The 14403-nt window shown below is 48.3% G+C and carries 15 protein-coding genes and 1 riboswitch; of the genes, 13 read left to right on the top strand and 2 right to left on the bottom strand.

Going from position 1 to position 14403, the window contains the following annotated elements; translation table 11 throughout:
- Positions 1-57 precede the first annotated feature (57 nt).
- Positions 58-693 (top strand): LuxR C-terminal-related transcriptional regulator, encoded by a 636-nt coding sequence (locus K0H59_RS12665; protein ID WP_011717426.1) that lies wholly within the window; start codon positions 58-60, stop codon positions 691-693.
- Between the two features lie 137 nt (positions 694-830).
- Here the strand turns inward: K0H59_RS12665 and K0H59_RS12660 are convergent, their stop codons facing one another.
- On the bottom strand, positions 831-2597 hold the full coding sequence (locus K0H59_RS12660; protein WP_220053325.1) for a M61 family metallopeptidase: 1767 nt from the start codon (positions 2595-2597) through the stop codon (positions 831-833).
- A 145-nt stretch (positions 2598-2742) separates the two neighbouring features.
- Here K0H59_RS12660 and hinT point away from each other — a divergent pair, with 145 nt between their 5' ends.
- From hinT to tsgA, 6 genes are all read left to right on the top strand, one after another.
- Positions 2743-3099 carry a purine nucleoside phosphoramidase gene (hinT, locus tag K0H59_RS12655; protein ID WP_011623075.1) on the top strand — a complete coding sequence of 119 codons (357 nt, stop codon included), beginning with the start codon at positions 2743-2745 and terminating at the stop codon, positions 3097-3099.
- Positions 3096-3623: a PaaI family thioesterase gene (locus K0H59_RS12650; protein ID WP_011717424.1), complete on the top strand. Its 528-nt coding sequence runs from the start codon at positions 3096-3098 to the stop codon at positions 3621-3623. Before hinT ends, K0H59_RS12650 begins: the two co-directional genes overlap by 4 nt.
- Positions 3610-4074 carry a PaaI family thioesterase gene (locus K0H59_RS12645; RefSeq protein WP_011623073.1) on the top strand — a complete coding sequence of 155 codons (465 nt, stop codon included), beginning with the start codon at positions 3610-3612 and terminating at the stop codon, positions 4072-4074. The genes K0H59_RS12650 and K0H59_RS12645 overlap by 14 nt, the downstream gene beginning before the upstream one ends.
- Before the next feature lie 130 nt (positions 4075-4204).
- Positions 4205-4597, top strand: a complete 393-nt coding sequence (locus tag K0H59_RS12640; protein WP_011717423.1) for a YcfL family protein — start codon at positions 4205-4207, stop codon at positions 4595-4597.
- Positions 4598-4947: 350 nt separating this feature from the next.
- Positions 4948-5652 (top strand): purine-nucleoside phosphorylase, encoded by a 705-nt coding sequence (gene deoD, locus K0H59_RS12635; protein ID WP_011717422.1) that lies wholly within the window; start codon positions 4948-4950, stop codon positions 5650-5652.
- Positions 5653-5702: 50 nt separating this feature from the next.
- On the top strand, positions 5703-6878 hold the full coding sequence (gene tsgA / locus K0H59_RS12630) for an MFS transporter TsgA (protein ID WP_220053324.1): 1176 nt from the start codon (positions 5703-5705) through the stop codon (positions 6876-6878).
- Between the two features lie 55 nt (positions 6879-6933).
- Here the strand turns inward: tsgA and K0H59_RS12625 are convergent, their stop codons facing one another.
- A complete protein-coding gene (locus K0H59_RS12625; RefSeq protein WP_220053323.1) occupies positions 6934-7614 on the bottom strand; it encodes a Crp/Fnr family transcriptional regulator in 681 nt (226 codons plus the stop codon).
- A 214-nt stretch (positions 7615-7828) separates the two neighbouring features.
- A riboswitch (TPP riboswitch) is annotated at positions 7829-7939 on the top strand.
- Between the two features lie 53 nt (positions 7940-7992).
- On the opposite strand from K0H59_RS12625, the gene K0H59_RS12620 reads away from it, so the two are divergent.
- From K0H59_RS12620 to K0H59_RS12595, 6 genes are all read left to right on the top strand, one after another.
- On the top strand, positions 7993-10230 hold the full coding sequence (locus tag K0H59_RS12620; protein ID WP_220053322.1) for a TonB-dependent receptor: 2238 nt from the start codon (positions 7993-7995) through the stop codon (positions 10228-10230).
- 95 nt (positions 10231-10325) lie between these two features.
- Positions 10326-10586 (top strand): YkoF family thiamine/hydroxymethylpyrimidine-binding protein, encoded by a 261-nt coding sequence (locus K0H59_RS12615; protein WP_086902132.1) that lies wholly within the window; start codon positions 10326-10328, stop codon positions 10584-10586.
- Positions 10587-10654: 68 nt separating this feature from the next.
- The gene (gene pnuC / locus K0H59_RS12610; RefSeq protein ID WP_220053321.1) at positions 10655-11320 is read left to right on the top strand and encodes a nicotinamide riboside transporter PnuC; all 666 of its coding nucleotides are present in this window, start codon (positions 10655-10657) and stop codon (positions 11318-11320) included.
- A gap of 90 nt (positions 11321-11410) precedes the next feature.
- Entirely contained in the window at positions 11411-12655 is a 1245-nt protein-coding gene (locus K0H59_RS12605) for a phosphotransferase (protein ID WP_220053320.1), read from the top strand.
- Positions 12656-12765: 110 nt separating this feature from the next.
- Positions 12766-13638, top strand: a complete 873-nt coding sequence (locus tag K0H59_RS12600) for a DUF6279 family lipoprotein (RefSeq protein ID WP_220053319.1) — start codon at positions 12766-12768, stop codon at positions 13636-13638.
- 50 nt (positions 13639-13688) lie between these two features.
- Positions 13689-14282 carry a DoxX family protein gene (locus K0H59_RS12595; protein ID WP_220053318.1) on the top strand — a complete coding sequence of 198 codons (594 nt, stop codon included), beginning with the start codon at positions 13689-13691 and terminating at the stop codon, positions 14280-14282.
- Positions 14283-14403: the final 121 nt, after the last annotated feature.

Raw genomic sequence — 14403 nt, 5'->3', positions numbered from 1 at the left:
GAGAGATGTTTCTCCTCTCAAAATGAATAATCGTTAACCAGACAGGGAGTGAGCAGGATGTTCAAAATATTACATTGGATTGTAGTGTCAAGATCGCAAGTTCTGATGGAATTGCTGGCCGGACGCTGGCCGCAGGAGTTTCTCGTTAAGCTGTCGCAAGTCAGCCCGGATGAGATGTGCGATCAAATCAAAGATAACCAAGCCTCTATGGTGGTGATTGATCTTTCCACCGTCGATCTTCAAAAAGCCTATCAATTTCAACGCTTGCTTGCCCGCGAACATCCGAGTGTGCGAGTTGTTTATATCCAGTTCCCTAAACAAGTTGATGCCCGCTTCTTAATGCAAGCCTCGACCACGGCAGGGGTGTTTTATCTGGATGCAGGATTGACTGAAATCAGCCTTGGCCTTTCCAACATCCTGCGCGGACACAGAGTGATCCCTATCCAATTGGTGAACGGGGTGAATGATGACTTTGGACTGTTTGAAGATACCGAGCCATTAACCATTCGTGAGCGTGAAGTGTTACAAGCCCTGCTGTCTGGCAGCACTAACCTCGATATCGCCAATCAATTGTTTGTCAGTGAGAGCACCATTAAGACGCACTTGTACCGTGTATTCCGTAAGATTGGTGTGTCGAGCCGTGGTCAAGCCATCGCGTGGGCGCAAACCTATTTACACGATGTGGTGGTGTAACCCATTGTTGATGTATTGCTAAGCCAATATTCAATTGAACAAACAAAGAATCAAATAAAAAGGGGCAATCGTCGATACGATTGCCCCTTTTGTGCTTTATGGGTTAAAGACGAATTTAAAGGCTAATGCGTTGAAAATTAGCGACCCAACCAAGCCTGGAGCTTATCTTTATCTGTGATGCTTAAGGCAACCGTATCCTTTGGCGCCTCAGCAACAATCAGTTCTCCGGTCATCAATTCATCGCGTCTAAACCAATGCAGGCTTAAGCGTTCTCCGAGTTGGTATTGCTGAAGCTGAGCTTCAAATTGGCCTGTCACCTGCAGATTATCCGCCGCAATTAAGATATCTCCGGCGCTTAAACCCGCAAGGTGAGCAGGGCTGCCTTGGGCGACAGTGGTCACTTTAAGGCCCATTGGCGCGGCTTGCGTCTTAGCGCCAAAGGCAATCTCATACCCTTTAGCCGTGCCACCGCCGACATCCTGTGCGCCATTGCTCGCGCGTAAGGTCAATTCAACCCCAAACTCGGCAAGTAGCGGTGCCAGTGGAATATCGTCGGTATTGTCTAAATAGGCGAAGAGATCTTGGCAATCGCGCCCCAATAAACGTTCAACAATCCTTTGATGACATTCATCCGTGGTGCCGCGATTTTGCAGGGCATATTCCTGCCACAAAATGCTCATCACATCGTCGAGATTGTATTTTCCCTTAGTCTCGCTTCTTAGGGTTAAATCAAGATACAGGGCAAACAGGGCGCCCTTAGTGTAATAACTGATAATGGCGTTTTGGGCGTTCTCATCCTGCTTATAGAACTTAGTCCAAGCGTTAAAGCTTGAGTCCTTAATGCTTTGTTTAAAGCGGCCTTGACTGCGGTACACCCTTGTAAAGGTTTCGCTCAGCATATCTAAGTAGCTTTGTTCATCGACTAAGCCTGCGCGATAAGTGAGGAAATCATCATAATAGGAGGTGATGCCCTCATAGGCCCACAGCTGCGGCGTATAGGTTTCCGCCTCGAGTTGATAGGGTAAGAAGCATTCTGGCTTGATGCGCTTGACGTTCCAGCTGTGGAAATACTCATGGCTGCAGAGCGATAAATAGGTGCGATAGTCGTTATTAATCGGCGCATCCATCGACAGCGGCAAATCCTTGCGCGAGCACATGAGTGCCGTCGATGCCCTATGCTCTAAACCACCAAAACCATTGTCGAGCACTGTCGTCATAAATAGATAACGCTCAAAGGGCGCAGGCGTGCCAAACAGCTTGATTTGATACTCGCAAATGGCCTTTAAGTCTTGGCAGAGTCTCGGCATATGGGCGCGGTGGCGACCGTTTAATACGATATCGTGTCTGACGCCGCAGGCTTCAAAACTGGCGTGGGTGAATAAGCCCATTTCTACCGGATGGTCGATAAGATCGTCATAGCTTTGCGCGCAAAACTCACCAAAGGCGAATTCATCCCCGCTTTGGCGTGTCATACTGGTGGCAAGGCGCCACTCGTTTAGGCTCGGCTCGGTCGGCGCCGCCATGGTCACTGTGTGTAAGCCTGCCTCAAAGCCGTGGGCGGCTAAAAATACACTGCTACCGTTAAAGAAACCGTGGGTCATATCCAGGTGTGCGGTGCGTACCGACAAGTCCCAAGCATAAACTTGATAGGTTAAGGTGAGTTGGGTGCTTTGATGTTCGACCAACCAAGTTTGTTTATCCAGCTGAGTGAGCGTAAGCGGCTCGCCGTTAGCGCCCGTGGCTTTAAGGTCGATAATATTCTTAGCAAAATCCCGCACCATATAACTGCCAGGAAGCCACGCGGGCAGGCTAAAAACTTGCTTAGGGTGAGGCGTTTGTACCGTCATGGTGATGGCGAACAAATGCGCCTTAGGATCGACGGGAATGATGTGATAGTGGATCATAATTTATCCTATAAAACCGCTGCGTTTTAATGGGCGTCATGCTGCCAAAAATGCGCACAACAGGCAAATGAAACGCAAAATATCTGGAGACACAAAGCGTTGAATTGCTAGTATACTATCCCAATTAACCCAAGGAGGACTCCCCATGGCCGAAGAAACTATTTTCAGCAAAATTATCCGCCGCGAAATTCCCGCCGACATTCTGTATCAAGACGAGCTGGTAACCGCTTTTAGAGACATCTCGCCAAAGGCGCCAACCCATATTCTGATTGTGCCGAATCATTTGATCCCAACCGCAAATGATATGAAAGCCTCGGATGAACCTGCACTCGGCCGGATGATGACAGTGGCGGCTAAACTGGCGGCAGAGGCGGGGATTGCCAAAGACGGTTATCGTTTGATCATGAACTGCAACAAACATGGCGGACAGGAAGTGTACCATATCCATATTCATCTCGTCGGCGGAGAGCCACTGGGACCCATGCTGAGCCAAGGTCAATGAAGGTTAATCCCGAGTTTTTCCCGCTGACTCAAATGGCGCAGCGATTTGTCGATCAGCTCGCCCAGTGCCGCCGCTTAGGGCTCACCGTGCTCGAGGCCAGTGAGCATCATGTACTGATTGAGTTGCCCTATAGCACTGAGTTAATTGGTTATCCCGATACAGGTGTTATCCATGGCGGGGTGATCACCACCCTGATGGACACCGCCTGTGGCAGCGCTGTAGTGAGTGCGATTTTTCAAAAATATCAATCCTTAGAGATTTCGCCCACCCTCGACTTACGGGTCGATTATATGAAGCCCGCCCAGCCCCATAAGCCAGTTTATGGCTTTGCCGAGTGCTATAAGTTGTCATCTAATATCGCCTTTACCCGCGCCATCGCCTATCAGGACAGCATTGATGATCCTATCGCCCATGCGGTGGGCTCCTTTATGCGCATCAGCCCCGAAATGGTAGGGGATGCCTTTAGACAAGCCTTGATGGGAGAAGCCGTGCCGCCCTTAGGAGAGACAGATGAACTCAAATAAGCCGACCGAGCAGAAAACCCTCGATGTGCAGGGAATTGTAAAACGCGCCACCGAGCTGAACGACTTTGGTCATCTGCTTGAACACGTGCCTTATGCTAAGTTTATTGGCATGAAGGTCGAGCGCTTTGGCGACGAGCTGATTTTCAAACTCCCCGCCAAGGATGACAATATCGGTAATCCCATCCTGCCCGCGATTCATGGCGGAGTGATTGCTGGTTTTATGGAAATGTCAGCCATAGTGCAATTAATGGTGTTTATGCAAACGGCAAAAGTGCCAAAAGTAGTCGATTTCTCCATTGATTACCTGCGTGCCGGCCTGCATAAAGACAGCTTTGCCGAATGTCGTATCACCCGTCAGGGCCGACGGGTCGCCAACGTGAATATCAATTGTTGGCAAACCAATCGTAAGCAGTTGATCGCAACCGCAAGGGCGCACTTTTTGATCGATTAATCGCGAGGGCGGGGCAGGAGGAGCACGTTTTGCCTATGCGTACGTTAAGCATAAGTTCAGCTGGCGTCGCGTAGTGTCATTGCCCATCCGTTGTTCGGCACCTAGGTTTTTGTGAGTGAGGGAAAACAAAATGAAAGCAATTTACAGTGGATTAATCTTGGCAGCAGCACTGACTCTCGGTGCCTGCACTAATACGGCGGGCATTTCGGTGAACTCACTGGGAGAAACCCGCGTCGATAACAACAGCTTCGCCCGTGATATCAGTGTTGAAGGGGTTGAGGCGCGCCGCGTTGGCGATCTTATCCAAGGTTCGGCGTTGATCGTCAGCAAGTCCTCAAGCGATATGCGAGTGCAATATAAGTTCACTTGGTATGATGCCAGCGGCTTTACCATTGAAGATGAAGCCACCAGTTGGAAATCGGTGAAATTACACGGTAAACAACAGCTGCAAGTGTCGGCCGTGGCCCCAAATGCGCAAGTGGCGAAATTCGATGTTTATGTGCGCGAGACCTATTCAAACTAAGCTTGAATCATAGGGTTGAGTTGTCACAATCGCGTTAGAGCATTTGGCATTTCAAAGCTAAGTTAACGCGCGTTGATAAAGGCTTTCGCTCCATTTATAAAGACTTACGTTTTTGGGACGTAAGTCTTTTGCTTTTATCTACCCTCATCCTCACCAACCCATCTTCCTTTTGCTCGTTTGTGTGGGATTGAATTTGTCCCGTGACGGTTGCTACGGCGAGAGGCAAAGTTGCGATAACTGACTCAGTTCGACGGAAAAAGTCAAACCGCGACAGAAAAGCGGACTTTAGTCCTAAAACTATTTCAGGGTTGAGCACTACTATCAGCATAATATTAGATGAGGATAGACCTATGACCGCGCACATTAATGCACAACCTACTGATTTTGCTGAAACTGTAATTATGCCTGGGGATCCGCTGCGGGCAAAATATATTGCCGAAACCTACCTTACCGATGCCGTCGAAGTCACCAACGTTCGCAATATGCTGGGTTACACAGGTTATTACCAAGGGCAGCGTATTTCTGTGATGGGTCACGGTATGGGGATTTCCTCAATGGTGCTCTATGGCCATGAGTTGATTAATTTTTTTGGTGTGAAGCGCATCATTCGTATCGGCAGTTTAGGCGCAACCCAAAAACACGTGCAAATGCGGGATGTGATTTTAGCGCAGGCGGCGGGTACCGACTCACCCACGAATGCCAAGCGTAGCAGTGGCTATCATATGGCAACCTCGGCCACCTTTTCCTTACTGCACAAAGCCTATACCCAAGCCAATGAAAAAGGCATTAGCGTGAAAGTTGGCAACGTATTTAGTGGCGATCTTTATTATGATCCCGACGAAGATATGATCCCAGCATTGGAGCGTTTTGGGGTATTGGGTATTGATATGGAAGTGGCTGGTCTTTATGGCTTAGCACATCAACAGGGCATTGAATCATTGGCCATTCTCACGGTATCCGATCACTGCCTAACGGGTGAGGAAACCACCGCCGAAGAACGCCAGTTATCCTTCAATAATATGATCGAACTCGCGCTCGCGACTGCGCTGAATTAGGTCTCACGCTAACCTTTGCACCTTTCGCATTTCACGATGGAATGACAAAAATGAATAATAAAATCACCTTAACCGCCATTAGTTTTCTCGCGAACTTTATTATGGCAGGTTTTGCGACGCAATTTGGGATGTTGATAGAACCCATAGCGGAGAAATTTGCAGCCGATGTGAATGATGTGGCCTCAATCTTCTCCTTACTTAATGGTGGCGCATTGGCTGGGACCATTGCCGCCTTCTTCTTTATTGAAAAGTTGGGCATCAAGCGGATCACCTTGCTCAGTTACAGTCTAGTCGCGCTTTCTGCGCTGGCATTACACCTTACTAGTTCGCTACAACTAGTGATGGTAGCCATGACCTTAATTGGGTTCTGCGGTGGGATTGGTCTGTGTATCGCAGGCACCATTGTGGTGTCTGTATGGCAAGCCAAAATGCAGAGCACTATGTTAGTGGTGCAGGATGCGACCTTTAATGTTGCTGGGGTGGTGTTTCCGCTGATCACAACCTACGCCTTAACCAATGCCTTATCTTGGAGTTACAGTTATTTAGCCGTGGGTTTGGTTGCCTTAGGCACGGTAATTATTAGCTTATTCACCAGTTTTTCTCTGTGCGAGCAATCATCGAATACGGAAGAGAAACAACAATCGGAGTGGAATTTCGGCATTATCAGCGGTGGTATCGGCTTATTTTTAGGCATGCTGGCGCTGTATACCTTCCTCACATGGGCGCCGTTATTTGTAAAACAAAAATTTGATATTCCTTTTGAAGAGGCGGGTAATATCATTACCCAATATTGGTCGGCCGCGCTGATCGGTGCTTTGATTTCAACCCTGATTGTGACCCGGGTAAAAATTCATCATTTCTTAGTCGGTATTATTGGTTTAGCCATGGTGATCACCTTTGTGATTGTGACTACCGACAAGTTGAATTGGATTGCTTATTTAACCTATGGTTACGGCTTTGTCTGCGCGGCACTTTACAATGCGTTTATTGCCTATGGCGTGTCGTTTGTGAAGCAAGCCAGCAGTAAGAATGTCTCCTACATTTTGATCAGTGGCAGTACGGGCGCCATGTTTAGCCCAGCGATCAGTTCGTTCTTCGAGCGTATTATCGGCTTACAAACCGTGATGTATGTGATCCCCGTGCTTTACGCCGCAATCTTTATGTTGTTGATTGCATCGAGTCGGATGAAACCTGCGATGTCAGCACAATCGCTTTCGGCAAGTTAAGCTAAAGGCCCATACTTGGTTGTTATCCGCCGAGTATGGGTGTTGTCGAAGTGGGTTAAATGCCTGCTTCGACAAAAGCTTTAAGTGCATTCAGGTTTTTAATCCGAATGCCTTCTTTTTTACGCTCGATTAAACCGCGCTCTTCCAAATGTTGCAGTGCCCGTCGATAGACCCTGTCTGTGGTACCAAAACGCTCTGCCTCTAAATAACGCTTACTAAAACCATCGACGGGTAAATCGTTTAAATACTCATGGTAGATATCGAATGCCACGTTATAGCTGATGGGATAAAGCAGCCTTCGGGTAAAAATATCGACGGTATCTTGGTAATCAATCGCTATGGCACTGGCAAAAAATAGCGCCAGTTGTGGGTGTTGTCCGAGGGAATGTTGCAACTTTTCGGTGCTAATTAGCGAAATTTCCAAGGGTTCGTTGGCGATGATGTCGAGCTGACACTGGTATTGGGTAAAAAACTCCATCTCACCAAAGAGCTGCGAATCACAATCGATAGTCCCTAATTGGAAACAACGGCCATTTCTGGCGGTGTGCCCCAGCGATACGCGGCCTTGCTTGACTAACACCAGCGAGTTTATGGCTTCACCTTGTGTCATCAGGTGAGCGCCTTTTTTGAGCATTTTGACTTCGCTGATACAGCTAAGAATCACAGCTTCAATAAGAGGATAGTCTTGTTCCCATCGCTGGCTATAACGTCCCTTGGCTAACGGTTTTAGCTGCATTGAGTTGACCCTTCTACCATACTTAAAATCGTCGCCTTCTATAGCATTAGAACGCATATTGGGTCAAATCAGCCAAAGGAGAGAAGGGCGTTTATATTGGCCGATTGTGAGCTGTCAGAGGTTTCAACAAAGGCATTAATGGCGTGAGCTAAGCGTCATTTACTGATGTGCAGTGACAAGAGTGTCTACTTTATGATTTTCGTCATGTATACTTAGCGCCGCCAAGGGGTGTTTGCTAACAAAGTGGCAGACTGAGATGTCATCAGACGAACCCTTAGAACCTGATCCGGCTAATACCGGCGTAGGAATGGGCCAATCAACAGCACACTTCTGAATCGCTTATTCGTTGCCGGATCTCAAACATGTATTTGAGGTCCTATGTCTAACAAAAAGTCTAACAAAAAGTTTTACAACAAGTCTTACACCAGCAAGTCTACCAAGGGTTCCATCTTCTCCTTATCGTTAACGCGTGCGCCATTGGCGCTGGCCATTTCGGCAGCCTTGAGTACAGCCGCGTGGGCGCAAACCGATGCTATCGATAAACCAGAGCCTAGCAATGATATGGAAATCATGGTGGTGACGGCGGATTTTCGCAGTGCCAGCTTAGAAAAAATGCCATCGAGCATTACCGTTATCGATGCCCAGCAAATTCAAGATGAAAGTGCCCAGCACTTTGAAGACGTGATGAATTCTATCGCCAACTTCAACTGGTCGGGTGGCAGCTCGCGTCCTAAGTATTTTCAGATCCGCGGCGTGGGTGAGCAGGAGCAATATCAAGGCGCGCCTAACTCGTCTGTGGGTTATATCATTGATGATATTGATTTATCCGGTATCGGCATGGTGTCGAGCATGTACGATCTGCAGCAGGTCGAAGTGTTACGCGGCCCGCAGGGTACCCGCTATGGTGCCAATGCGTTAGCGGGCTTGATTTACCTTAAGAGTAATGACCCGACCGATGTGTTTGAACATGGCGCCGAGGTCTCTTTAGGTAATGACGATTTGCAAACCTTCAGTGGCTTTAGCTCTGGCCCCTTGAGCGATTCGGGCAAGTTGTTGTACCGCGTGTCGCTGCAGCAACATCAACAAAACGGTTATCGCGACAATCTCTATTTAAATAAAGAAGATACCAATGGTCGTGATGAATTTACTGGCCGCGCTAAATTACGCTGGTATGCCACCGACAATTTGCAACTCGATTTAACCCTGCTGCATGCCGATTTTGATAACGGCTACGATGCCTGGAGTTTAACCAACGATCCTAAACATACTATTTCGGATCAGCCGGGTGTCGATAGCCAGCGCACCACGGGCGCAGGATTTAAAGCAACCTACTCGGGCGCAGAATCGTTTGAGTTGACCTCGCTGACTTCATTTGCCAATACCGATCATCATTACAGTTACGATGGCGATTGGGCGAACCCTGAGTATTGGGCCGCCAAGCAATGTGAGGATGACGGCAATCTCGCCCCTTGTCAGTACGATTACTTCTGGGACAAAACTGGTCAGCGTAAGACCTTATCCCAAGAGTTCCGCTTAAGTTCGACCGACCAAGGCCGTATTCTTGCTGGTTCAACCGACTGGTTACTTGGAGTTTATGCGATGAACCTTAAAGAAGATAACCAACTGTATTCTGAATATAATACTTGGCCCGATGAGGTGTTAGATTCTGAATATGAAGCAACCAATTACGCCGTATTTGGTCAGTTGGATACGGATTTTGGCGCCGATTATGCCTTGTCTGTGGGACTGCGTGCCGAGCGACGCAATAGCCATTATTCAGACACCAACAATGATAATTTTGACCCGAGCGAAACCATGTGGGGCGGCCATATTGCGCTGAGCAAAGTGCTGAATGAATCCCATAATGTGTACGCCAGAGTGGCTCGCGGTTACAAGGCGGGCGGTTTTAACATGACCCTGCCAGTTGAACTCAATGATAAAAAAGAGTTTGATACCGAAACCCTATACAACTACGAAATTGGTCTTAAATCCCATTGGTTTGAAGGGCTTATCGATACGAATCTGGCGCTGTTCTATATGGATAGGCAGGATCAGCAAGTGGCCGCATCCCAGCAGGATCCGAACAAGCCACAACGCTTTATCCTCTACACTGAAAATGCGGGTAGCTCACACAACTACGGTGCGGAGTTGGACGCCACTTGGTATGCCACCGATAATCTCCAGTTTTACTCAAGTCTGGGTTGGTTAGAGACAGCGTACGGCGATTACCAGTACCAAGATAAATACGGTAGCGCCGTGGATTTAACGGGCCGCGATTTGGCCCATTCACCACACTTAACCTACAGCCTAGGCGGTACCTATCGTGCGAATTCGGGTTGGTTTGCCAACGTCAACATGAGTGGTAAGAGTGAGTTTTACTACTCAGACAGCAACGACTCGCGCTCTGAGCCATACACTATTGTGAATGCGCGTTTAGGTTACGAGGCGAGTGCTTGGTCGGCGTATTTATGGGGCCGCAACCTGTTCGATGAAGAATATGGTGTGCGTGGTTTCTATTTTGGTAATGAGCCGGATAACGGCTGGGCGGAAAAGCAATATATCCGCTACGGCGACCCACGCCAAATTGGGGTTACACTAAACGTTAAGTTTATGTAATACCAGAAGAATGAGACATCAGATGTCAGGCTGTGCTCGCTCATTGCGTCACCGCCTGACAATTGCATTATTAGCATTTGACCTAAGGAGTGAAGATGAAACTCACCGCCGAAATTAGCATGTATCCCTTTAATGAAAATTATCTCGACCCGATCAAATGGTTTATCCATCGCTTGGATAATTACCCTACGATTCAACGTGTTACCAATGCCATGGCGACGCAAGTGTGTGGTGACTATCAAGACGTGATGGCAATGCTCGCGACCGAGATGCAAGCCGCCCATGAAAAATGGGGCAAAGCGGTGTTTGTATGTAAGTTTATTGGTGGTGAGCTGAATTTAGCCCACAGCGAGTAACGCTCGGAGTCAATTTGAGCCCTACAGCTAAGTGGTTCAAGCAAGCGATATAGAATGAGAGTAAGGCAATGACAGAATTATGGTTAACGCTGGTCAATAGTGTTAATGCAGCCCTAGGGGAAGTCCATGTGATTACCGCTTGGGAAGCTTTAGCCGTGGTATTGGCCATGGCCTATTTACTACTGGCCATGAAGGCAAGCGTTTGGTGCTGGGCGGCGGCATTTACCAGCACGGCCATTTACACTGTCTTATTTTGGAAAGTGGCACTGCTGATGGAGTCGGTGCTGAATATCTATTACATGGCCATGGCACTCTATGGTTACTGGCTCTGGACCCAAGGTGGCGATAAGCATCAAGGGGTGAAAGTGACTACTTGGCCGCTGAAAACCCATCTAAAACTGATTGTTGCGACCAGTATTGTTTCCCTTGGTGTTGGCCATGGGATGGCAACGTTTACTCAGGCTTCCTTTCCCTATCTCGATGCGGCCACCACTTGTTTTGCGGTGATGACGACCTATTTAGTTGCCAAAAAAGTGTTGGAGAATTGGTTGTATTGGGTGGTTATCGATCTGGTCTCGATTTACCTTTACCTCAGCAAGGGGTTGATGCTGACCTCCTTATTATTCGTGCTCTATGTTGGGCTGGCGGTTGTAGGCTATTTCCTCTGGCGCGCCGCCCTTGCCGATAGCCGCAATCCCCATATTGAGTCGAGCGCCGCAAAGCTACTCGGCTAACGGCGCTAGATATCAAAAGATGATGGCCAATACACAAGGGCTGCGAATGCCTAATAAGCTATTCAACATGACTCTAGTGGTCTGCCACTAATGCCACCGATTATTGGGCAGGACAAGGATGCGCTGCTTGCGGTATTAGCTCAAGCAGGGCTTAAAGATATCAGCCAAATTCAGCCCTTAGCGGATGGATTAAGTAACCACAACTATCATATCGAAACGCCGACGGCGCATTATGTCTTGCGAGAAAACGCCAATGCGGCCGACAGCTTTTGTTCGCGGGAGCAAGAGTTGTTCTATTGGCGCCATCTTGCCAAGGCAAAACTTGCCCCCGAGTTGCTGTGGGTGAGTGGCGATCAGCGTTATTACCTAAGCCAGTTTATCTTCGCGCAATCTCTCCCAAGCCTTCCTTTAGCATCTCAGTTTACGCCGCTGATGGAGGATATTGAGGGCAGGGCAAATCTACTTACCGAAAATCGTATTGCGGCAAGTGGTATTGATACACTTGAGCAGTCCGAGGTGCCACGCGAGCCAAGTATGGCATCAGGTTATCAAGATCTGAGCTTGCAAGACCTGAGTTTGCAGTACGTAGCCTGGAAAGATCTAGAGTATCAATGTAGCGCGGCGACCTTTTGCTTGGGTGAAGTGCACATTGAGGCTTGGCTGCAATCTCATGCCGATATCAAGGGCGCAGCAGAAAAGCAGGCTTGGTATCAGTCCGAACGGCTCGCTTTGTTAGACTCCTTAACGCCGAATCGCGCCCACAGCCTGTTACTGCAATTGCTGCAACGGCTACGCAAGCAAGCGACAGGGCCGTACCACATCAGTATCACTGAGCAATGGCAGGAATATCATGGGCAGTTGTTAGCCTTTGCCGCAGCGGATAAGGGCGAGGCGTGGCAGAGCCGATTGGCGCAATTACTCAGCATACAAATGCAGATCCATGGCTGGACGGCGACCCTAGCCGATTGTTTAGTCGAGCCGCAATTTTGCCATCGCGACTTAAATCCCCATAATCTGCTGCTTAAAGATAACCAGTTGTATTGCATCGACTTTGAGTATGCGACCGCCTCCCATCCGCTGTGTGAACTGGCCGTTGTGCTCGCTACACACCAATTAACGCCTGCGCAGCGGTATCTGTTAGTGCGGCAGTATCTGGCAGGGCACCCTGGCTTAACCTCGGATGCCATCAAGGCGATACCCACCGCCATCGAGATGTACTGGGTGTTTGCCGTATATTGGGCATTATTGATGGCGGCGCACACCCAAGGTGAGCGGCAGCAAGAATACTTCGACTGGTTCGATCATTTCTGGCCACTTATCAGCCACACGTCTTAAGTATTTTGTTTCTCACTGCCTCTGTTTGGTTATGGTTGTTGTGTTAAAAAAATAAACTTTCCATTAACCTCAGTGTCATAGGATGACCAAGGCTGAACGGATGCAAATTGATGAAAAAAGCTGTGTTGTTAGTGGTATTGCTGTTTGGCTTAACGGCCTGCTCGACCAAATTTAGTTACCATTTTCTCGACTGGGCCATAGGTTGGGAGTTGGATGACTATGTCAGCCTTGATAAAAATCAACAAAAGGTTGTCGATGGGCTTATCGACAAGTTTGTGCTTTGGCACCAATCCGAAGAACTCGGCCATTATGTGGCGCAGTTAACCGAAGTTGAGCAGCAGATCCAAACTAATACTTTAACTCCCGCGCTGTGGGCCGAGCATGTCACACTCGCCAAACGGCATTGGTTTCGGTTATTTGAGTTTGCGCTGCCGGAAATGTTGCCGATTATCTCATCGTTAACCGATGAACAGGTGAAGCAAATTCTTACCCAGTCGCGAAAAGACGAGCAGGAATTGATTAAGGAATTTGCCGGTAAAACCCCCGAGCAGTTACAGCAGGAGGCCGATGAGAATCTTATCGAGCAATTTGATGACTGGTTGGGTAGCGTAACGGATGAGCAAAAAACGCTTATTCATCAATATAATCAACAGCGACTGTCGACCTTAGATATGTGGCTCGATTACCGCCACGAATGGTTACGTCAATTTGAAGTTGCCCTTGGGCAGCGCAGCGATATTCCGCTGCTTACCGAGCGATTGACCCTGCTGATGACGCGCCCTGATGAGCTTAAGTCAGAGAAACACCGCGCCATTTTAAGGCAAAACACCGAAGCATTTGGCGGCTTGTTACTCACTATCAATGCTAGCTTGTCAGCAAAGCAGTCCAAGCATTTTTATAAAAAGCTGAACAAACTTATTCAAGATCTTCGTGAACTAAATCAAGAGGGGATTGAAAAAGTAGCAAAAGCCGCGAAAGATTAATCCCGAAGCCAAGGTCTATTGGGCAACTCCATCTAATTCTGAGATTGCCCATGTCCCTTGTTAACCTTTATCAAAAATTCCTCAATGTGAGCCGTTATGGTGAGGGGCTTGCCCCCTTAGCCCTTAGGCTTTATCTCGCGCCAGTGCTAATGCAGGCTGGTTATAACAAACTCGCACACTTTGAAGACACAGTGGCTTGGTTTGCTAATCCCGACTGGGGATTGGGTTTACCTATGCCGACATTAATGGCGGCGCTGGCGGCGGGCACTGAGTTCTTTGGCGCGTGTTTATTACTCGTTGGCTTAGCGACGCGGCTGATATCTATCCCTTTGATGGTAACCATGCTGGTGGCGGCGTTTACTGTGCATTGGCCTAATGGTTGGCTGGCGATTGCCGATGGCAGTTCATGGCTCGCCAATGAGCGGGTGCTCGAGGCGGGTGACAAACTGGATAAAGCTAAATCCCTGTTACAGGAATACGGCAATTACGATTGGTTGACCAGCTCGGGTAACTTGGTGGTGCTTAATAATGGTATTGAGTTTGCGGCGACCTATTTTATTATGCTGCTGGCACTCTTTAGCCTAGGAGGCGGGCGTTATACCAGTCTCGATTACTTTATCGCTAAGCGTTATGGCGTAAAGTAAGCCAAATGACTTTGCCTGTAACACTTTCAATCCCACCCTAGCGTGGGATTTTTTGTACCTCTTTAGCCGCAATTTGCTATGCTTGTGCCAATTTACACGCACCCATTTTTAAGAACAGGGA

It is taken from the genome of Shewanella sp. FJAT-51649 (assembly GCF_019457435.1).
Classification (GTDB): Bacteria; Pseudomonadota; Gammaproteobacteria; order Enterobacterales; family Shewanellaceae; genus Shewanella; species Shewanella mangrovisoli.
This window is presented reverse-complemented; position numbering and strand designations above follow the sequence as displayed.